Origin of the sequence: Bradyrhizobium sp. U531 (assembly GCF_051710265.1) — a bacterium.
Classification (GTDB): Bacteria; Pseudomonadota; Alphaproteobacteria; order Rhizobiales; family Xanthobacteraceae; genus Bradyrhizobium.
Genome location: NZ_JASVEN010000008.1, coordinates 60,715 through 79,988, shown reverse-complemented (window position 1 = coordinate 79,988; position 19,274 = coordinate 60,715). Strand labels below are relative to the sequence as shown.

Below are 19,274 nucleotides of genomic sequence, written 5' to 3'. Positions count from 1 at the left end.
GGGATTGCCGCGGCGAAGTCGAATGCCTCGGGTCGCGCAACAAGCCTGCACGTCATTGCGAGGAGCCCGCGACAAAATTGCGAAGCAATTTTGTGCTGGTGCGACGAAGCAATCCAGGCTGTCTCCGTGGATGCATTTCTGGATTGCTTCGCTGCGCTCGCAATGACGCATGTGGATATATGTGACCGTTCGTCCGGTCGATCACTGCCACAAGTCGCAGGTCGCCACGCGGTTGATGTCGGCGAGGCGGCGCGCGGCGTCTCCGTGCAGATCGAGGCTCTCAACCAGCGTCAGCAGGCGGCGATAGGCGCCATCGGCGATCTCGACCGGCAGCGGAGCCTCGTCAAAGGCCTCGACATAACTGCCGACGATGCCGCTGAGCAGGCGGCACAGGCCGCGCTGGGCGGGATCGCGCCGGCCGAGCGTCTCGAGCTTGTGCTGAAAGGTTTGAAAGGTGCGCAAACCGTGGTGCTGTTTCGAAAGCCACGTGTGCAGGTTGTTCATATGAGCTCCTTCGGGATACGGAAGAAGCTACCGGTTTATACAGTGGAGATGCGGGGATGGCTAGGGAGTGGGAGCGGAGCTTTGCTGAGACAGTCCGTCTTCGCCAAGAGGCTTCGCCGGACACGCTTCGCCCTTCGGTCGAGCGCGGCTGCGCCACGCGTAGCCCGAAGGGCGAAGCGTGGTGCCCCTGGCCGGAATCGAACCAGCACTCCTTGCGGAACTCGATTTTGAGTCGAGCGCGTCTACCAGTTCCGCCACAGGGGCCCTCGGTCGGCCCTTGAAGGGAGCGTCGCGAAGCCGGCGGACTATAGCCATGGACAAAGCGGGGTCAACCCGCGCCAAAGTGATCCCCGCCGTTCTCGACAGCCGCATGGACCGGAGCTACAGGCTTGAGGGCGCGATCCCTAGGAAGAGGCTGCCGTGACGACCCAGAGTGCCGCCATACCTGCGTTCAAGCCGGCTGCCAGCAACCCGGCGCTGACGGCCTCGCTGCTCGTCACGCTGATTGCGGCGGCGACCATCGCGGGCGCCTGGTTCTTCCAACTGGTGCTGGAGATCCTGCCCTGTCCGCTCTGCCTGGAGCAGCGCTACGCCTACTATCTCGCGATCCCGGTCGGTGCGTTGACGGCGTTTGCCGCACGAAACGCCGCGCCGCGGCCGCTGTTGCTGGCGGGGCTTGCGATCCTGGCGCTGGCAACGCTCGCCAATGCCGGTCTCGGCACCTACCATTCCGGCGTCGAATGGGGGTTCTGGAAGGGACCGACCGATTGCACCGGTCCCGTCGTCAATCTCGGCAAGGCCGGCGATCTCTTTTCAAAGCTCGACACCGTGAAGGTGGTGCGCTGCGACGAGGTGCAGTGGCGCTTCCTCGGCCTCTCGCTCGCCGGCTACAACGTCCTGATCTCGCTGCTGATGGCCGCGATCGCTGCGTGGGGATTCGTACGGACGGCGAAGCAATAAGCAAGCTGCGGTAGGGTGGGCAAAGCGAAGCGTGCCCACGTCTTCGCTGTCGTCGAGAGATGGTGGGCACGGCGCTATGCGCCTTTGCCCACCCTACGAGAGCGGAGCCCGTTACGCGCGCCGGGCCCCTTCAATCATCGACGTCGTCCTGCGTGCGTCCGAACAGATGCACGATGCCCGGTGTTGCGATCGTCACGAACACGAAGCGCGACAAATGATGGGCCCCGACGAAGATCGGGTCGATGTGCAAGGTCAGCGCCAGCGCCAGCATGGCGTCCATCGCGCCCGGCGCGAAGGCGACGACGACGTCGGAGAGCTTGACCTGCGTGGTGAGCGCGACGATGCCGACGAAAACGGCGGAGACGGCGATCGCGACCGTGAACGAGCCCAGCGCCGCGTTGATGTGGCCGGCGAGCGTCTTGATCCGCATCCGCGCGAAACGGCTGCCGATCAGGGCGCCGATGCCGACGAGCGCCACGCCCCGCACCCAGTCCGGTAGTCCGCCCTCGACCCAGCCGCCGCCATGCAGCACGCTGGAGCCGATCATGGCACCGAACGTCCAGCTCGCCGGAAACTTGATCAGCCGCAGGACCAGAGCCACGGCGAGCGAAGCCGCGACCAGCTCCACGAGGTCGAGCGGCGAGGCGATCGTCGTCGTCAGCGACGGCGCGGCGGAGGGGGCGATGCCGGCGAACGCCAGCACCATCGGCAGGGCCGCGGTCAGGATAATGACGCGCATGGTCTGCACCACCGCGATACCAGGCAGGTCGGCGCCGCGCTCGACCGCCAGGATCGTGATCTGCGACAGCGCCCCGGGGCTACCGGCCAGGAAGGCCGAGGTGCGGTCCCAGCCGTGGACGCGCTGGAGGTAATAGCTGGAGCCGAAGGTCGAGCAGAAGGTCGCGAGCGCAAGCAGCCCGATGGTGACGGGGTAGGCGCCGACCTGCTGGAGCAGATGGCGCGAGACCACCGAGCCCAGCGAAATGCCGAGCAGCACCAGCACGGTCTGGGTCAGGAGCGGAGGCAGCGCCAGTTGGCGGCCGGCGATCGCGGCGATGGCGACCGCGATCATCGAGCCCGAGATCAGCCCGCCCGGCAGGCCGGCCAGGAGAAACACCAGGCCTCCAGCGGTGCCGATGACAAGCGTCTCCGCCGTGCTCAGGAGCTTGGCACGGCTCGGCCATTCGAACGGCAGGGAGGCGACGATTTGCTTCACGCCGCCTTATCGCAAATCGGCAAGAGGCGCACAATTGCAGGCTCGTCATGCCGCAATGCGTGCGTCTCTCGCCGGGGCTCGCGGAAGACCGTGTCGGAGTTACTTTTTGTCGGCCGCGGGGGCGGCGGTGCCGGCCCTTGCTTCCTTCTTGCACTCGCGACGGAATTTCTTGCGCTCCTTGCCCTTCAGGCCCTTGGCGTCCGCCTGCTTGGAGCATTCGATCGACTCGGCCGTACGCTCCTTCGTTGCCTTCGCAGCCTCGGTCTTCACATCGGTTTTGGCCGCCGGCGCGGCGGTCTGTGCGAAGGCGGCGCCGCTGGCGAGCAGGGAGGCGAGGGCGACGGCGGCGAGGCGAGAGGCGAGGGTCATGGTGTTGCACTCATCTTGCGAGATTGGCGAGGGGTTGCGAACGTCGGCTCGCCTTGCTGAACGCCACATGAATAAATCTGAACGCGGCGGTCACTATATTTTGGCGGCCGGCGCCATCGCATTCTTGTCGCGAATGACCGGCACGCTAGGATAGCAATTCTTGTTTCACTTCCCCTCGGGGGAAGACCAAGGAGGAGACCAAGGGATGACCATTCAGTCGAAATTGCTGTGCGCGATTGCGTTGTCGGGATTTGCTGCGCTGACGGTGTCGGCACCGGCGCAGGCGCTGACCTCGCAGGAGTGCAGCGCCAAGTACCAAGCGGCCAAGAAGGACGGCTCGCTCGGCACCACGAAGTGGAATGACTTCCGCAAGGCCCAGTGCGGCGCGGATGCGACGCCGGCCGCCGCGCCGACGGCGGCGGCTCCCGCAGCGCCCGCCGCTCCCGCCGAGCCGAAGCAGGCGAAGAAGGAGGCGGCCCCCGCTGCCGCGCCGACACTGCCGGCCGGCCCCGCGATCTATCCGAACGCGGTCGATCCGAAATACGCCAAGGAAACCGCCGGCAAGGCGCGGATGCACACCTGCGTCGACCAGTACAATGCCAACAAGACCACCAACGGCAATGGCGGCCTGAAGTGGATCCAGAAGGGCGGCGGCTATTACAGCGAATGCACCAAGAAGCTGAAGGGCGCCGCCTAAGCCTGGACGCGATGCGGAGGCCGGAGCAACGCTCCGGCCTTTGCACCTAATCGAGCAATTTCTCGGCCGATTTCGCCACCAGCTGCGATCGCTTGCGCGGACCGCGTTCGACGAACAGCAGGCTCTGGCCGAAGATGAAGCAGTAGAACAGGAAGGCCTGCGCGTCGGCCTCCTCGGCCGCAAGGCCGGTGGCACGATAGAGCTCGGCGACGTGCTTGAGACGCACCGCATCCACGCTCGCCACCGCCGCCGCGGCGTTCTCGTCCGCGCGGGCCCATTGCCGGATCCCGAGCTCGATCGCCATGGCTTCCGGATTGAGCCGCTCCGAATAGAGCTGGATCACCGCCTTCAGCCGTTCGCGGGGCTCCTCACCGTCGAGGCGGGTCTGCTGCGCGATCGATGCAGCGCGGCCCTCGCGCCAGCGCTGCAACATGGTGTCGAGCAGCGCGGCGCGGTCGGCGAAGCGGCGGTAGAAGCCGCCCTTGGTGACGCCGAGATTCTTGGCGAGCACCTCGACCCTGACACCCTCGACCCCCGAGCGGGCGAGCTCGGCAAACCCCGCCTCGACCCAGACATCGCCCTTGCCATCGCTCATGAAGGAAGCCTCTCGGACTCTTGATACGGTGCCGTATTGCTAACCCGTTCCGTGCCTGATACGCTACCGTATCAAAAATCAAAAGCGGGGAGAGGCGATGGCGCAGGAGGCAACCTATCGCGGCACGGTCTATCCGTGGCAGTGCGATCATGTCGGCCACATGAACATCATGTGGTATGTCGGCAAATTCGACGAAGCCAACTGGAATCTGTTCGCCCGCCTCGGCCTGACGCCGAGCTATTTGCGCGCCTCCGGCCGCGGCATGGCCGCCGTGCAGCAGAACATCACCTACAGGCGCGAGCTGCTCGCCGGCGACATCGTCGAGATCCGCAGCCAATTGCTCGAGGTCCGCGACAAGTCGGTCCGTTTCCGGCACGACATGACGAATGCCGAGACCGGGGAGATCGCCGCAATCTGCGAGATCACCGGCGTGCACATGGATCGGAGCCAGCGCAAATCGGCACCGTTCACCGATGCCGTCCGCGAGATCGCGCTCCGGCAGCTCGCCGAGCCGGCCGAGGCCTGAGCCATGGCTGCGTTCGAGCCCAGAAATCCCGGCTATCGGGCGGCGGCGATCGCGATGTTCGACCGCCAGCCGGCGATGCACACACTCGGCATCGTGATCGTCCGCCTATCGCCCGGTACGGTCGAGCTGGCGATGTTGCATTCGCCGTCCTTCACCCAGCAGAACGGTTTCGTCCACGCCGGCATCATCACGGCGGGGCTCGACAACGCCTGCGGCGTTGCCGCCTTCACCCTGATGCCTGAGGAGGCCGACATCCTCACCGTCGAGTTCAAGACCACGTTGCTGGCACCGGCCCGCGGCGAGCGGTTCGTGTTCAAGGCGGAGGTGGTCAAGCCCGGCCGCACGCTCACATTCTGCGAGGCCAGGGCGTTTGCCGAGCACAAGGGCAGCACCACGCTGATCGCCACGATGACCGGGACGTTGATGGCGATGATGCCGCGGCCGGCTCCAGAGGGCGCGCGCATGGCTCCCGCATCGCGCGGCGATTGACAAGCGGGCCGGCGCATCTCTTGATGCGCGCATCATGCTCGCGAGTCTCGGTCTCATCCTGCTGTGCCAGTTGATCGGCGAAGCGGTCGTGCGCGGCGTCGGCCTGCCGCTGCCGGGGCCTGTGCTCGGCCTGCTGCTGCTTCTATCCATTCTCCTCCTACGCGACCGTTTCGTCTGGCTCAGCGTCGGACCGCTGCGCGACGACGGCGTGGAGACGGCAAGCAAGGGCCTGCTCGCGCATCTGTCGCTGCTGTTCGTGCCGGCCGGCGTCGGCGTGGTGCAGAAGCTCGATTTGCTGGCGTCCCACGGCATCGCGATCGTCCTTGTGCTCGCGCTGTCGGTGGTCGTCACGCTGCTGGCGACCGTGCTGACCTTTCGCCTCGTCAGCCGCCTGTTGCAGCAACGGGATGCGCGATGAAGGACAACCCGTTTTCGCTGTGGGTCTATCTCTCGCAGTCGCCGCTGCTGTGGCTGACCGTGACGCTGCTGGTCTATGCGACGACGGACGCGGTGTCGCTGGCGACGCGGCGCCACCCGCTCGCCAACCCCGTGCTGCATGCGATGTGGATCATCGGCGCGTTCCTGCTCGTGACCGGCACCTCCTACACCAGCTATTTCGCCGGCGCGCAGTTCGTGCACTTCCTGCTTGGGCCCGCCACCGTCGCGCTCGCCGTGCCGCTGTACGAGAACCGCAAGCGCGTGGTCGCCTCGATCGTGCCGATGCTGGTGGCGCTGCTCGCGGGATCGGTCACGGCCGTGGTGTCGGTGGTGTTGCTGGCCGAGCTCGCCGGCCTTCCCCGCGACGTGGTGGTGTCGCTGGCTCCGAAATCGGTCACCGCCGGCGTTGCCATGGGCATCGCCGAATCCCTCCATGCCGATCCCTCGCTGGCGGCGGTGGCGGTGATCCTCACCGGCATCATGGGTGCGATCATCGTGACGCCGCTGATGAACCGCACCGGCGTCACCGACTACCGGGCGCGCGGGTTCGCGGTGGGCCTCGCCGCGCATGGCATCGGCACGGCCCGCGCGTTCCAGGTCGACGAGATCGCGGGGGTCTTCTCCGGCATCGCCATGAGCCTGAACGCCTTGGTGACCTCGTTCCTGGTCCCCCTGGCGGTCACGCTGCTGGTGCGATGACATCGGGCCCGCGACAGCTTATATGAGCTGTAACAATTCCCGGTCCCCTACCGTATCGACGGAGATGGGACCGAAACGGGACGAGATATGACCGAATTCAAGAACAAGGTATTTGCTCCGACGCGGCGCGCGGCGTTGACGCTGATCGGGGCCGGCGCGCTTGCCGCTGGCAGCATGGGCTCGGCGCTGGCAGCGGCCGGCGATGACGAGGTGCTGACTGAAGCGAAGGTGCTGCGCGATCCCGACACGCCGGTTGCCGGCAATCCCGACGGCAACATCAGCATCGTCGAATGGTCCGATTACAATTGCCCTTATTGCCGCAAGCTCGAGCCCGAGCTGCGCCAGGTCATCCAGGACGACGGCAAGGTGCGGCTGGTGATGAAGGATTGGCCGATCCTCGGGCCGGTCTCGGTCACGGCGGCGCGAGCTGCGCTCGCGGCCAAGTTCCAGAACAAATACCACCAGGCTCATGACTCCATGATGGGCGTCAGCTCGCGCCTGACCGAACCCCGCATCAACGAGCTGTTGGCGGCCGCGGGTGTCGACATGGACCGGCTGAAGCGCGATCTGACCGACCACGGCAGCGACATCGACGCCCTGCTCAAGCGCAACAACGAGCAGGCTGAAGCCTTCGGCTTCCAGGGCACTCCCTCCTTCATCGTCGGCAAATACCGCGTGCCGGGGGTGCTCAGCATGGCCGAGTTCGAGCAGGTCATCGCCGATGCCCGCAAGGCCAAGATGAACTGAAGCGCGCGGCGTTGCCGCCAATACGAAGGCGCCGCCGCGGATCCGCGACGGCGCCTTGTTCATTTGGTCGGGGGCGTTACTTCTGCGAGATGCGGACCCAGTCCTTGTGCGCACGATCGCGCAACGCATCCCAATCCGCCTTCGCGACATCCCAGTTCACGATGGTGCGATTGCTGGTTGCGACTTCGCCATTAGCAACGGACGAGGTCTGCATGGAGTCGTAGACATAGACGCCGCCAGCAAGCAGCAGCGCGCCCAAAATCATTCCAAAAAACGTTCTCATAGCGAACCTCCGGTGACGGCAGATAACGTTGGCCCGGAGTGATGGTTCCGCGGCGGTACGGCGCATCTAAGGAGAGGTTGTTCATTCGCCATTCAGCCACTGCACCAGCTCCGCGTTGATCTCGCGCGGGTAGGTGTGGCTGAGGTCGTCGATCTCGCGATAGGTGACGTCAGCGCCGGCGGCTGCGAGCGCGCCTTGCGTCTGGCGCGCGGTCTGCACCGGAAACATCCAGTCGAGCTTGCCGTGGGTGATGAAGATGGGCAGCCCCTGCAGGCGCACGGCGTCGGCCATCTCCGCCATCAGCGGATGGAAGGTCGCGGACACCGGCGCCAGATGGCTGAAGGGCGAGGCGCTCTCGAGCCCGGTCACGTAACAGAAGGTGCCGCCGTCGCTCATGCCGGTCAGCAGCATGCGCGAGGCATCGACGGTCCAGCGGCTGCGCACGGTCTCCATGATGCGCATGAGGTTGGGCGTATCGGCATCGTCACCCATCAGCGCCCAGGTCTGACCGGTCGCGGTCGGCGCCACCAGGATCGCGCCAAGGCTGCGCGCGTCGCGCAGCCAGCTCCACAGAAAGCCGCGGCCGTTGCCGCTGCCGCCATGCAGCGCCATCACCAGGGGCATGGCGCGACCCGGCGTGTAATATTCGGGCACATAGACCGAGAAGCCGCCGCGGCTGCCGGGCTCGTTGTGATCGTGGAAGATGCCGGTGTGTTCGCCCGCGCCGGCTTCGAGCCGCGACAACAGATCCGCATTGTCACGATTGGCGACGTTGAGAAAGAAGCTGCTCACCGGTGGAAACTGCATTGCGAGCGGATAGAGCGCCTCCTGCGCGCGCGGCAGATGGCGCAGTGCGCGGAAAACCGCGACGAGGTCGCCATGGCCGCGCTCGACTTCGCGGATGCCGTTGAAGGCGGCGAGCGTTTCGTCGCAGGCGCGATCCAGTCGCGCGCGCAAGTCGGCGAACTGCTCAGGCCAGTCCCCGATCGAGGCACGCGCCGCCTGCAGCGCCTCGTCCGGCGCGCCGACCGCGTTCATCACCGAGGCAAAGGCCGGCGGGTGCAGGTGCCGCTGGAAGAACTGGAGCGCCTCCAGCGCGTTCAGCAGCGGCGGCAGCACGGCCACGATGTCGTCGATCACGGCCTCGCTCATCGCGGCTTCCTTGAACTCGGGATCAATGCAGCTTCGGCGCCTTCAGCAGCTTGAAGCGGTCGGTCGAGGTCACCGTGACGTCGAAGGTGACGCCTTCGTGGTGGACGGTGAGTGGCACGTCGACGCCGGCGTCGCCGAGGGCCCACATCTTCTCGTAGAATTCGGTCTGGCTGGTGACCTTGTCGCCGTTGACGGCGAGGATGACGTCGCCGGTCTTGAGCTCGGCGCGGGCGGCCGGACCGTTGGTGGAGATTCCGATCACCACCACGCGGTTGTCGATCTCGGTCGAGAACAGGCCGAGCCAGGGCCGCGCCGGCTTGTTGACGCGGCCGAACTTGCGCAAGTCCTCCAGGATCGGCTTCAACAGGTCGATCGGCACGATCATGTTGACGTGCTCGGCCTTGCTCTCGCGCTCACGCTCCAGCTGAAGCGAGCCAATGCCGATCAGCTCGCCGCGCTCGTTGAGCAGCGCGGTGCCGCCCCAGTTCGGATGCGCGGGATGGGTGAAGATGGCTTCGTCCAGCAGATATTCCCAATAGCCGGCGAACTCCTGCTTGGCGACGATCTGGCTCGCGACCGATCGCGTGCGGCCGCCGGCGCCGCCGACCACGACGCGGTCGCCGATCCGAGTTTCCGCCGAGTTGCCGAGCGGCAACGGCTCGACGTCGAGATCGCCGAGTGCCTGCACCAGGCCGAAGCCGGTGACGGAATCGAAGCCGAGCGCATGCCCTTCGACCACGCGCCCGTCGGCGAGGTGCAGCCACACCGATGCCGCCTCGGTGATGAGATAGCCGATGGTCAGCACCAGCCCGTCGTCGATCACGACGCCGTTGCCGGCGCGTTCGGTGCCCAGCGTCTCGGCGCTGAAGGCGTCGGGCGGAACGATGGCGTGCAGGCCGACGACGGATCCGAGCGCGCGGTCGAGATCGAAACCGTAGTCGCTCGCACGCGGCTGGTTGGCCGGCGGCACTCTCCATTCGGTCAGGGCGGGCATGGAGTTCTCCTGGCTGAATGCATCGCTCCGAAATGGCTGCGGAGCGAGGCGCGAAGCACGCATAATTTAGGCTGGGGGCGGCCGTCTTGAAAGCCTCGTTCCCAACTATTCCTGGGAACGCCGCGTGAAATCTTCGAAAGGCCGAACGCGGGCGGCGGGCCATCCTCGCTCCCGCCATGCCAGCATGGCTGGTGTTCCCGCCGCTGCTAGGCGCGGTGCGGTGAAGCTGCTAACCATTGCCCCTTGGTTTGACCAAGGGATCACGGATCGAAGCATGGATAACCGCAGCGACATCTGGCGTGGCGTCGACACGATCAAGACGCGTTTCATCGACCTCAGCGACAGGGTCTGGGGCATGCCCGAGGTGTGCTACACCGAGGCACGGTCCGCCGCCGAGCATCTCGCCGAGCTGCATCATCAGGGCTTCCGCGTCACCGAGAAGGTCGCCGGCATTCCGACCGCGGTGATGGGCGAGTGGGGCGAGGGCGGTCCGGTCATCGCCTTCATGGGAGAATATGACGCGTTGCCCGGCCTCAGCCAGGAGGCGGGCGTCGCCGAGCATCGTCCGGTCGAAACCGGCGGGCACGGCCATGGCTGCGGTCACAATCTGCTCGGTTCCGCCGCGCTGCTCGCCGCCACCGCGGTGAAGGACTGGCTCGCCGAAAACAAGATGCCGGGCCGCGTGCGCTATTACGGCTGCCCGGCCGAAGAGGGCGGCGCCGCGAAGGCCTTCATGGTGCGCGCTGGCGCGTTCGAGGACGCTGACATCGCCATCACCTGGCATCCGCACAGTTTCTGGGAAGTTGCGGTGACGCCCTCGCTCGCCAATACGCGCGCGGACTTCATCTTCACCGGCCGCACCTCGCATGCCGCAGCCTCGCCGCATCTCGGCCGCTCCGCGCTCGATGCGGTGGAACTGATGAATGTCGGCGTGAACTACATGCGCGAGCACATGCCGAGCGATGCGCGCGTGCATTACGCGCTGCTCGATACCGGCGGCATCGCGCCCAATGTGGTGCAGGCCCATGCGCGGGTGCGCTATTCGATCCGCGCCCGTGATCTGCCCGGCATGAACGAACTGGTCGGACGCGTGTCCAAGATCGCAGAGGGCGCGGCGCTGATGACCGAGACCAAGGTGGAGATGAAGATCATCTCCGCGGTCTCCAACATCCTGCCGAATACGCCGCTGGAGCAGGCGCTGCACCGGGTGATGGAAGAGCTCGGGCCGCCGCATTTCGATGAGTCGGACGAAGGTTTCGCGAGCCAGATTCGCGCGACGCTGAGCGACAAGGACATCGCGTCGGTCTATTACGCGATCGGCATGGAGCCGACCGATCGGCCGCTGGCCGACTTCCTGGTGCCTCTCGATGCCAAGCGCAATCCGCTGGTTGGCTCCACCGACGTCGGTGACGTCAGCTGGGTGGTGCCGACCGTGCAGGTGCACGCACCCACGGTTGCGATCGGTACTCCGTTCCACACCTGGCAGGTGGTGGCGCAGGGCAAGAGCGGACACGCCCACAAGGCCATGGTGCAGGCAGCCAAGGCGATGGCCGGTCTCGGCATCAAGGCGCTGACGGATCCGGAGCTGATCAAGACTGCCAAGGCGGACCTGAAGAAGCGCACGGCCAGGACACCTTATGTCTGTCCGCTGCCGGATCACGTCGAGCCGCCGCTGACCATGTCCGTGGCGTAGAATTTCGCCTCGATACTTCGTCTGATCCGGCGAACAAATTTTCCGCAGTGCAGCGTGCAATCCAGCATGTTTTGATGCTGGATTGCCGAACGGATGGGCTGTGAGACGCAGTTTTGCCCAACAGACAGCCAGAAGACCGTTTGCATACACACGGTCGCAGTTGACGCGCCCCCCATTCGGTGTGCCATCTACTGCCAGCTAATTGGGCGGTCACCTCTTGCTGGCCGTCTTCATCACGATGGGAACCAGACGGGGGACAACCATGCTGGATAAAGAACTGCGTTCGATGATCGGTCAGGTGAAGGACGGGCGGATGGATCGCCGCGCCTTCATCAAGCGCATGGCCGCGGTCGGTCTCACCGCTCCCCTCGCCAACCAGATCCTCGCGCTCGGCGGCGTCGCCATGGCCGAGGGCCCCTCGACCTACAAGCCGACCAAGCGCGGCGGCGGCGGTGCGCTGAAACTGCTGTGGTGGCAGGGTCCGACCCTGCTCAATCCGCATTTCGCCACCGGCACCAAGGACCAGGACGGCTCGCGACTGTTCTACGAGCCGCTCGCCTGCTGGGACCCGGACGGCAACATGAAGCTGGTGCTAGCGACCGAGATCCCGTCGATCCAGAACGGGCTGCTCGCCGCCGACGGCAAGTCGGTGACGTGGAAACTGAAGCCCGGCGTGAAGTGGCATGACGGCAAGCCGTTCACGGCCGACGACGTCGTATTCACCTGGCAGTACATCAAGGATCCGGCCACTGCGGCCGTAACCATCGCAAGCTATCGCGACCTTACCGTCGAGAAGATCGACGATCTCACGGTCAAGATCTCTTTCCCGAAGCCGACGCCGTTCTGGGCGGACGCCTTCGTCGGAGCCCCGAACACCATTCTCCCCAAGCACCTGTTTGCCGACTTCACGGGCAGCAAGTCGCGGGAAGCGCCGACCAACCTCGCGCCGGTCGGGACCGGCCCCTACAAGTTCGTCGAGTTCAAGCCGGGTGATCTCATCCGCGGCGTGATCAATCCCGACTATCACATGGCCAACCGCCCCTATTTCGATTCGATCGAGATGAAGGGCGGCGGCGATGCCGTCTCGGCCGCGCGTGCGGTGATCCAGACCGGCGAATATGATTTCGGCTGGAACATCCAGGTCGAGGACGACGTGCTGCTTCGCCTGGAGAAGGGCGGCAAGGGCAAGACCGTCTATGCCGTGGGCGGCGACACCGAGTTCATCGCGCTCAACTTCACCGACCCGAACGTCGAGGTCGACGGCGAGCGTTCGTCGATGAAGACCAAGCATCCCCTGTTCTCCGATCCCGTCGTGCGAAAGGCATTGTCGCTGCTGGTGGACCGCGAGTCCGTCAAGAAGGCGATCTACGGCCGCGCCGGCCGCACCACCGCGAACTTCCTCAACGGTCCCGAGAAGTTCGTCTCCAAGAACACATCCTGGGAATTCAACGTCGAGAAGGCCGCCAAGATGCTCGAGGACGGCGGCTGGAAGCCCGGCGCCGACGGCATCCGCGAGAAGGACGGCAAGAAGCTGAAGCTGCTGTACCAGACCTCGATCAACGGTCCGCGCCAGAAGACCCAGGCGATCATCAAGCAGGCCTGTCAGAAGGCGGGCATCGACGTCGAGCTGAAATCGGTGGTGGCCTCGGTGTTCTTCTCGTCCGACGTCGCCAATCCCGACACCTATCCGAAGTTCTACGCCGATATCGAGATGTTCCAGATCCCGCTCAGCCAGCCGGACCCGTCGCAGCACATGCGCCGCTATCTCTCCACGTCGGTCGCGACCAAGGAGAACAAGTGGCAGGGCACCAACTTCCCGCGCTGGGTCAACAAGGACTATGACGCCGCGATCAACGCGGCCGACATGGAGATGGACCCGGTCAAGCGGGCTGCGCTCTACATCAAGGCCAACGATCTGATGTGGGAAGACACCGTGTTCATTCCGGTCCAGCATCGTCTGAAGGTCGAGGCGGCCGCCAACAATCTGGTCTGTGTCATCAGCGGCTGGGCCAACGAGACCGACAATCTGTTCGACTGGTATCGGGAAGGATGATCGCGCACACCTAGGCGGGATCTTCCCCTATGTCTCAATATGTCCTGCGTCGCCTGCTGATCGCGATTCCGAGCTTGCTCGGAATCTCGGCCGTGCTGTTCTTCGTGCTGGCGCTCGCGCCCGGCGATCCCTTCTCGGAACTGGCGACCAATCCGAACGTCCCGCCCGAAGTGCAGGCCGCACTTCGGGCCAAGTTCGGCCTCGACGACCCGATCTACCTTCGCTACCTGCATTGGCTCAACGCCATGCTGCACGGCGACTGGGGCTTCTCCTTCGTCAGCCGCATGGACGTCGACAAGCTGATCCTCCAGCGCCTGCCGGCCACGCTCTACGTGATCGGCTCGGCGCAGCTCCTGGCGCTGATGATCGCGATCCCGGTCGGCGTCTATGCCGCGACGAAGCCCTATTCGCTGTTCGACCAGATCGCCAACACGCTCGCCTTCGTCGGCTTCTCGCTGCCGACCTTCTTCACCGGCATCCTCTTCATCCTGATCTTCTCGGTCACGCTGGACTGGCTGCCGTTCGTCTACACCACCGACATCAAGGCGACCGGCATCCGCTGGGTGCTGGAGATGATCCGCCAGGCGATCATGCCGGTGGCGGTGCTCGGCCTGTTCCAGGCGGCGTCGATGACGCGCTTCGTGCGCTCGGCGATGCTGGACGTGATCCGGCTCGACTACGTCACCACGGCGCGCGCCAAGGGGCTCGGCCAGGCCAAGGTCATCGTCAAGCACGTGATGCGCAACGCCATGATCCCGGTCGTGACGCTGATCGCGTTGCAGATGCCCGCGGTGTTCGGCGGCGCCATCGTCACCGAGCAGATCTTCCGTATTCCCGGCATTGGCTCGCTGCTGATCTCTTCGATCCTGTCCAACGACACGCCGGTCGTGATGGCGGTGACCTTCGTCTTCGCGTGCCTCGTCGTGCTGTTCAATCTCATCGCGGACGTCCTTTATGGCTGGCTTGACCCTCGCATCTCCTTCCGCTGAGCGGCGCGTCTACTCGCCCTGGCGCGAGACGTGGCGGCGTTACAGCCGCCACCGGCTCGCCGTCGTCAGCGCCTTCCTGCTCCTCATCTTGGTGCTCGCCGTGGTGGTCGGGCCCTTCGTGTGGCGCATCAAGATCAACGAGATCGACATCGTCGCCGGCATGCAGGGGCCCTCGCTCGCTCATCCCTTCGGCACCGACGATCTCGGCCAGGACATCCTGGCGCGCATGATCTATGGCGGCCGGATCTCGCTCGCGGTCGGCCTCGCCGCGATGCTGGTCTCGGTCTTCATCGGGACACTGATCGGCGCGCTCGCCGGCATGTCGCGCGGCGCGCTCGGGCACGGCCTGATGTGGCTCACCGACCTGTTCCTGTCTCTGCCGCAATTGCCGCTGCTGCTGCTGTTGATCTATCTGTTCCGCGACGGGCTGAAGCAGGTGTTCGGGCCCGAAGGCGGCATCTTCATCCTGATCGTGCTGGTGATCGGGGGCTTGCGCTGGATGCCGGTGGCGCGGCTCGTGCGCGCCCAGTTCCTGTCGATTCGCGAGAAGGAGTTCGTCGAGGCGGCGCGCGCGCTCGGCGCCAGCCCGGTGCGGCAGGTCATCAGACATATCCTGCCCAATGCGCTCGGCCCGGTGATCATCGCCGGTACCATCGACGTCGCTGCCGCCATCATCGCGGAATCGACGCTGTCCTTCCTCGGCCTCGGCTTTCCGCCGGATACTCCGACCTGGGGCCGGCTGCTGTACGACGCAAAGGACTTTCTCGACATCGGCCCGCACTGGGCGCTGTTTCCGGGCGGCGCGATCTTCGTCGCGGTGGTCGCCATCAACTTCATCGGCGACGGTCTGCGTGACGCGCTCGATGCGCGACGGGTGATCTGATGGCGCCGCTGCTCGAGATCAAGGGACTGAAGACCCACTTCTCCACCGACGACGGCATCCTCCAGGCCGTCGACGGCGTCGACATCTCCATCAACAAGGGCGAGACGCTCTGCGTCGTCGGCGAATCCGGCTGCGGCAAGACCGTGACCGCGATGTCGATCCTGAAACTGATCGCGATGCCGCCGGGCCGGATCGCGGCGGGCCAGATCATCTTCGAGGGCCGCGATCTGGTGCCGCTGACCAGCAATCAGCTCGACGAGATCCGCGCCAAGGAGATCGGCTTCATCTTCCAGGAGCCGATGACCTCGCTCAATCCGGTGCTGACCATCGGCGAGCAGATCGCAGAGAGCCTGCGCCGGCACGAAGCCGTGACCAGGAAGCAGGCGCTCGAGCGCACCATCGAGATGCTGAAGCTGGTGCAGATCCCGAACGCCGAAGGCCGCGTGCACAACTATCCGCACCAGTTCTCCGGCGGCATGCGCCAGCGCGTGATGATCGCGATGGCGCTCGCCTGCAAGCCGAAGCTGATCATCGCCGACGAGCCCACCACCGCGCTCGACGTCACCATCCAGGCGCAGATCCTCGACCTCCTGCAGGACATGAAGGAGCGCTTCGGCATGGCGGTGATGCTGATCACCCATGCCATGGGCGTGGTCGCCGAGACCGCGCAGCGCGTCGTCGTGATGTATGCCGGCAAGGTGGTGGAGGAGGCGCCCGTCGACGATCTGTTCGGCGACCCGGGTCATCCCTACACGCAAGGGCTGATCCGCTCGATCCCGCGCATCGATCTCGACAGCGAGCACAAGACGCGGCTGGAGGCGATCGGCGGCTCGGTGCCGATCCTGATCAATCCGCCGGTCGGCTGCCGCTTTGCGCCGCGCTGCAAGTTCGCCATGAACGTCTGCACCGAGAAGGAGCCGCTGCTGCGCGAGATCTCGCCCGGCCACCGCATGGCCTGCCATCTCGGCGATCCGAACCTGGGAGCCGCGTCATGAGCGAGCCCTTGCTCCGCGTCAGCGGCCTGAAGAAACATTTCCCCGTGCTCGGTGGTCTGCTGTCGCGCCAGGTCGGGACCGTCTATGCGGTCGACGGCGTGTCGTTCTCGGTCGACCGCGGCGAGACGCTCGGTCTGGTCGGCGAATCCGGCTGCGGCAAGTCGACGACGGGACGCTGCGTGCTGCGCCTGATCGAGCCGACCGACGGCGAGGTCATGTTCGACGGGCAGGACGTGCGCCAGCTCGGCGGCAACGATCTGCGCGCGATGCGGCGGAACATGCAGCTGGTGTTCCAGGATCCGTTCGCCTCGCTCAATCCGCGCATGACGGTCGGCGCCATCCTCGGCGAGGCCTTCACCATCCATAATCTTGCGACCTCGGCGAAAGAGCGCGAGGACCGTGTCGCTGGCCTCCTGGTCAAGGTCGGCCTGAAGGCTGAGCACATGCGGCGCTATCCGCACGAGTTCTCTGGCGGTCAGCGCCAGCGCATCGTGATCGCCCGCGCGCTCGCGGTCGAGCCGAAGCTGATCGTCTGCGACGAGCCGGTCTCGGCGCTCGACGTTTCGATCCAGGCCCAGGTCATCAACCTCCTCGAAGATCTCCAGGCCGAGCTGAATCTGACTTATCTCTTCGTCGCGCACGACCTCTCGGTGGTCGAGCACATCTCGGACCGCGTCGCGGTGATGTATCTCGGCCGCATCGTCGAGCTCGCCAAGGCCAGCGACCTCTACCGCAATCCGCAGCATCCCTACACCAGGGCGTTGCTGTCCGCAGTGCCGGTGCCCGATCCCAAGCTCAAGCGCGAGCGCATCCGCCTCAAGGGCGACGTGCCGAGCCCGATGAAGCCGCCGTCGGGCTGCCACTTCCACACCCGCTGCCCGATCGCCCAGCCGCGCTGCGCGGAGAGTGCGCCGGTGCTGAAGGAAGGCGCGGGCGGCCATTTCGTGGCGTGCCATCTCGCCTGACGCAGACGGGCGATGTCGAGAGCTTCGCGCGGAGAGGGGGAACGAGAGCCAGATGCAGGACGCCGGTTTCGCCGCGGCTGACGCGCAGCCGCTTTCGAGTCAAACCACCGATGTCAGCTCAGACGCGCGCCGGGCGCTGTGGGGATCCGCGCTGGGCTACGCCATGGATGGGTTCGATCTTCTCATCCTCGGTTTCATGCTGACGGCAATCTCGAAAGATCTCCATCTGACGCAGCCGCAGGCGGCCTCGCTTGTGACGGCAACATTGGTCGGGGCAGTGCTCGGCGGCTTCATCTTCGGCCTGCTGTCCGACCGGCTCGGACGGGTCCGCGTCCTGACCTGGAGCATCGTCCTGTTCGCGGTCTTCACGGGGCTGTGCGCATTGGCCCAGGGCTATTGGGATCTCATGATCTACCGGGCCATCGCGGGCATCGGGCTCGGCGGCGAGTTCGGCATCGGCATGGCGCTGGTCGCCGAAGCCTGGCCGTCGGACAAGCGGGCGCGCGCGACCTCTTATGTCGGTCTCGGCTGGCAATTCGGTGTGCTTTGCGCGGCGCTGGCGACGCCGATGCTTCTGCCGCTCATCGGCTGGCGCGGCATGTTCGCGATCGGGCTGTTTCCGGCGCTCGCCGCCTATGTGATCCGGCGCAGGCTGCACGAGCCCGACATCTTCCTCGCCCACAGGGCCACGACGACGGATGCCATCGCCTCGCTTCGCTCGCTCGTCGCCGACAGAGAGACGACCAAGATCAGCCTCGCCATGGTCATCCTCTGCTCGGTGCAGAATTTCGGCTATTACGGCATCATGATCTGGCTGCCGAACTATCTCTCGACGCGGTTCGGCTATGGCCTCACCCAATCGGCGGTCTGGACCTCCGTCACCGTTGCCGGCATGGCGCTCGGCATCTTCCTGTTCGGCCATGCGGCCGATCGCTTCGGCCGCCGCCCCGCGTTCCTGGTCTACATGCTGGGCGCCGCAATCATGGTGCTGGTCTATTCGCAGTTGACCGCCGCCACGGCGCTGCTGGTCGGCGGCGCCGTGATGGGCTTCTTCGTCAACGGCATGCTCGGTGGCTACGGCGCGCTGATGAGCGAGCTGTATCCGACCGCCGCGCGGGCGACCGCGCAAAACGTGTTCTTCAATATCGGCCGCGCGGTCGCAGGCTTCGGTCCGCTTGTGGTCGGCCTGATCAGCGCATCCTACGGCTTTCCGACGGCGATCGGTGCTCTGGCGTTGCTCTATCTGCTCGACGTCGTGGCGCTGCTCGCGCTGGTTCCGGAGCGGCGCGGCGCGGAGCTGGCCTGACCCGGCGTCCGCTCACACCGCGAGCAGACCGTGCCTTGCGAGCGCCTGCCTGAAAGCCTCCGGCGTGGTGTGATGATGCGCCAGGAGACCGGCTTCCTCAGCTCCCGCGACATTCTGCGCGAGGTCGTCGACGAAGAGAACGGTCTCGGGTGCCGCCTGCAGCTCGGAGAGGCAGAGCCGGTAGCAGCGCGGATCCGGCTTGGCCGTCCTGAACTGGGCCGAAGTGTAGATGCGGGAGCCGAACAGCGGACGCAGCTCCGGCAGCAGCGTGTCGATGTGGTCGGCCACCAGCGTGGTGTTGTTGGTCAGTACGGCAATATCGACGCTCTGTCGCAAGCGGCCGACGATCTCGAGCATCGCGCGATCCGCCTGCATGGAGCGGCGCCGCGCCTCTACCCACTCCGCAAGCGAGAGGGGATAGCCGATGCGTGACCCAAAGCCTTGCAGATAGTCGGCAGCCTCGAGCGCGCCGGAATCGCCGAGCAGCTCGAATCCGCTGTCCCAGATCGCCGCGTGGACGGCGCCGCTGCTTGTCCCCGCAAGCTCCGCCAGACATGCGACGCGCTTTGCCCTGTCATAGTCGCAGAGCACATTGTCCATGTCGAAGAGGACGAGCTTGATTCGATTGGTCACGGCAGCACTCTCGGAGTGGCCGAACATCCGGCCGCGCTCCGATTCATACGCTTCCCGAATGCGGACGACAAATGCCGGAGCGAAGGCG

At 65.7% G+C, this 19,274-nt stretch carries 22 protein-coding genes and 1 tRNA gene; 14 read left to right on the top strand and 9 right to left on the bottom strand.

Annotated features, from left to right (window positions below):
- Positions 1-201: 201 nt before the first annotated feature.
- Both QRQ56_RS29430 and QRQ56_RS29425 read right to left on the bottom strand, forming a co-directional pair.
- Complete coding sequence (locus QRQ56_RS29430; protein ID WP_438744706.1) at positions 202-504, bottom strand: hypothetical protein; 303 nt, start codon at positions 502-504, stop codon at positions 202-204.
- Positions 505-683: 179 nt separating this feature from the next.
- Positions 684-768 (bottom strand) — tRNA-Leu (locus tag QRQ56_RS29425).
- Between the two features lie 156 nt (positions 769-924).
- Here QRQ56_RS29425 and QRQ56_RS29420 point away from each other — a divergent pair.
- Positions 925-1,464, top strand: coding sequence for a disulfide bond formation protein B (locus QRQ56_RS29420; RefSeq protein ID WP_438744705.1), 540 nt, complete (start codon positions 925-927; stop codon positions 1,462-1,464).
- A gap of 130 nt (positions 1,465-1,594) precedes the next feature.
- On the opposite strand, the gene QRQ56_RS29415 is transcribed toward QRQ56_RS29420, so the two are convergent.
- Together QRQ56_RS29415 and QRQ56_RS29410 are read right to left on the bottom strand one after the other, a co-directional pair.
- The gene (locus QRQ56_RS29415; RefSeq protein WP_438744703.1) at positions 1,595-2,680 is read right to left on the bottom strand and encodes an AbrB family transcriptional regulator; all 1,086 of its coding nucleotides are present in this window, start codon (positions 2,678-2,680) and stop codon (positions 1,595-1,597) included.
- Between the two features lie 99 nt (positions 2,681-2,779).
- Positions 2,780-3,049 carry a PsiF family protein gene (locus tag QRQ56_RS29410; RefSeq protein WP_438744702.1) on the bottom strand — a complete coding sequence of 90 codons (270 nt, stop codon included), beginning with the start codon at positions 3,047-3,049 and terminating at the stop codon, positions 2,780-2,782.
- A 205-nt stretch (positions 3,050-3,254) separates the two neighbouring features.
- Between QRQ56_RS29410 and QRQ56_RS29405 the strand changes: the two genes are divergently transcribed.
- Positions 3,255-3,746 carry a hypothetical protein gene (locus tag QRQ56_RS29405; protein WP_438744700.1) on the top strand — a complete coding sequence of 164 codons (492 nt, stop codon included), beginning with the start codon at positions 3,255-3,257 and terminating at the stop codon, positions 3,744-3,746.
- A gap of 46 nt (positions 3,747-3,792) precedes the next feature.
- On the opposite strand, the gene QRQ56_RS29400 is transcribed toward QRQ56_RS29405, so the two are convergent.
- On the bottom strand, positions 3,793-4,341 hold the full coding sequence (locus QRQ56_RS29400) for a TetR/AcrR family transcriptional regulator (RefSeq protein ID WP_438744698.1): 549 nt from the start codon (positions 4,339-4,341) through the stop codon (positions 3,793-3,795).
- A gap of 97 nt (positions 4,342-4,438) precedes the next feature.
- Between QRQ56_RS29400 and QRQ56_RS29395 the strand changes: the two genes are divergently transcribed.
- From QRQ56_RS29395 to QRQ56_RS29375, 5 genes are all read left to right on the top strand, one after another.
- Positions 4,439-4,867: an acyl-CoA thioesterase gene (locus QRQ56_RS29395; RefSeq protein ID WP_438744697.1), complete on the top strand. Its 429-nt coding sequence runs from the start codon at positions 4,439-4,441 to the stop codon at positions 4,865-4,867.
- Positions 4,868-4,870: 3 nt separating this feature from the next.
- Complete coding sequence (locus QRQ56_RS29390; protein WP_438744695.1) at positions 4,871-5,356, top strand: PaaI family thioesterase; 486 nt, start codon at positions 4,871-4,873, stop codon at positions 5,354-5,356.
- A 34-nt stretch (positions 5,357-5,390) separates the two neighbouring features.
- Complete coding sequence (locus tag QRQ56_RS29385) at positions 5,391-5,774, top strand: CidA/LrgA family protein (RefSeq protein WP_438744694.1); 384 nt, start codon at positions 5,391-5,393, stop codon at positions 5,772-5,774.
- Complete coding sequence (locus tag QRQ56_RS29380) at positions 5,771-6,493, top strand: LrgB family protein (RefSeq protein WP_438744692.1); 723 nt, start codon at positions 5,771-5,773, stop codon at positions 6,491-6,493. The genes QRQ56_RS29385 and QRQ56_RS29380 overlap by 4 nt, the downstream gene beginning before the upstream one ends.
- 87 nt (positions 6,494-6,580) lie before the next feature.
- Positions 6,581-7,240 (top strand): DsbA family protein, encoded by a 660-nt coding sequence (locus QRQ56_RS29375; protein ID WP_438744690.1) that lies wholly within the window; start codon positions 6,581-6,583, stop codon positions 7,238-7,240.
- A 76-nt stretch (positions 7,241-7,316) separates the two neighbouring features.
- Here QRQ56_RS29375 and QRQ56_RS29370 read toward each other — a convergent pair whose 3' ends face one another.
- The 3 genes from QRQ56_RS29370 to QRQ56_RS29360 form a co-directional block, all read right to left on the bottom strand.
- A complete protein-coding gene (locus tag QRQ56_RS29370) occupies positions 7,317-7,523 on the bottom strand; it encodes a hypothetical protein (protein WP_438744689.1) in 207 nt (68 codons plus the stop codon).
- A gap of 81 nt (positions 7,524-7,604) precedes the next feature.
- The gene (locus QRQ56_RS29365; protein WP_438744687.1) at positions 7,605-8,675 is read right to left on the bottom strand and encodes a phospholipase; all 1,071 of its coding nucleotides are present in this window, start codon (positions 8,673-8,675) and stop codon (positions 7,605-7,607) included.
- 22 nt (positions 8,676-8,697) lie between these two features.
- A complete protein-coding gene (locus QRQ56_RS29360) occupies positions 8,698-9,669 on the bottom strand; it encodes a S1C family serine protease (RefSeq protein WP_438744685.1) in 972 nt (323 codons plus the stop codon).
- 274 nt (positions 9,670-9,943) lie between these two features.
- Between QRQ56_RS29360 and QRQ56_RS29355 the strand changes: the two genes are divergently transcribed.
- The 7 genes from QRQ56_RS29355 (at position 9,944) to QRQ56_RS29325 (ending at position 18,553) form a co-directional block, all read left to right on the top strand.
- Positions 9,944-11,362: a M20 family metallopeptidase gene (locus QRQ56_RS29355; RefSeq protein ID WP_438744683.1), complete on the top strand. Its 1,419-nt coding sequence runs from the start codon at positions 9,944-9,946 to the stop codon at positions 11,360-11,362.
- 262 nt (positions 11,363-11,624) lie between these two features.
- Complete coding sequence (locus tag QRQ56_RS29350) at positions 11,625-13,415, top strand: peptide ABC transporter substrate-binding protein (RefSeq protein WP_438744682.1); 1,791 nt, start codon at positions 11,625-11,627, stop codon at positions 13,413-13,415.
- Positions 13,416-13,444: 29 nt separating this feature from the next.
- Positions 13,445-14,404, top strand: coding sequence for an ABC transporter permease (locus QRQ56_RS29345; RefSeq protein ID WP_438744680.1), 960 nt, complete (start codon positions 13,445-13,447; stop codon positions 14,402-14,404).
- A complete protein-coding gene (locus QRQ56_RS29340; RefSeq protein ID WP_438744678.1) occupies positions 14,370-15,287 on the top strand; it encodes an ABC transporter permease in 918 nt (305 codons plus the stop codon). The genes QRQ56_RS29345 and QRQ56_RS29340 overlap by 35 nt, the downstream gene beginning before the upstream one ends.
- On the top strand, positions 15,287-16,282 hold the full coding sequence (locus QRQ56_RS29335) for an ABC transporter ATP-binding protein (protein WP_438744676.1): 996 nt from the start codon (positions 15,287-15,289) through the stop codon (positions 16,280-16,282). The genes QRQ56_RS29340 and QRQ56_RS29335 overlap by 1 nt, the downstream gene beginning before the upstream one ends.
- Positions 16,279-17,247 (top strand): ABC transporter ATP-binding protein, encoded by a 969-nt coding sequence (locus QRQ56_RS29330; protein WP_438744675.1) that lies wholly within the window; start codon positions 16,279-16,281, stop codon positions 17,245-17,247. Before QRQ56_RS29335 ends, QRQ56_RS29330 begins: the two co-directional genes overlap by 4 nt.
- Before the next feature lie 52 nt (positions 17,248-17,299).
- Positions 17,300-18,553, top strand: coding sequence for an MFS transporter (locus QRQ56_RS29325; protein WP_438744674.1), 1,254 nt, complete (start codon positions 17,300-17,302; stop codon positions 18,551-18,553).
- Positions 18,554-18,565: 12 nt separating this feature from the next.
- Here the strand turns inward: QRQ56_RS29325 and QRQ56_RS29320 are convergent, their stop codons facing one another.
- Positions 18,566-19,213 (bottom strand): HAD family hydrolase, encoded by a 648-nt coding sequence (locus QRQ56_RS29320; RefSeq protein WP_438744673.1) that lies wholly within the window; start codon positions 19,211-19,213, stop codon positions 18,566-18,568.
- Positions 19,214-19,274: the final 61 nt, after the last annotated feature.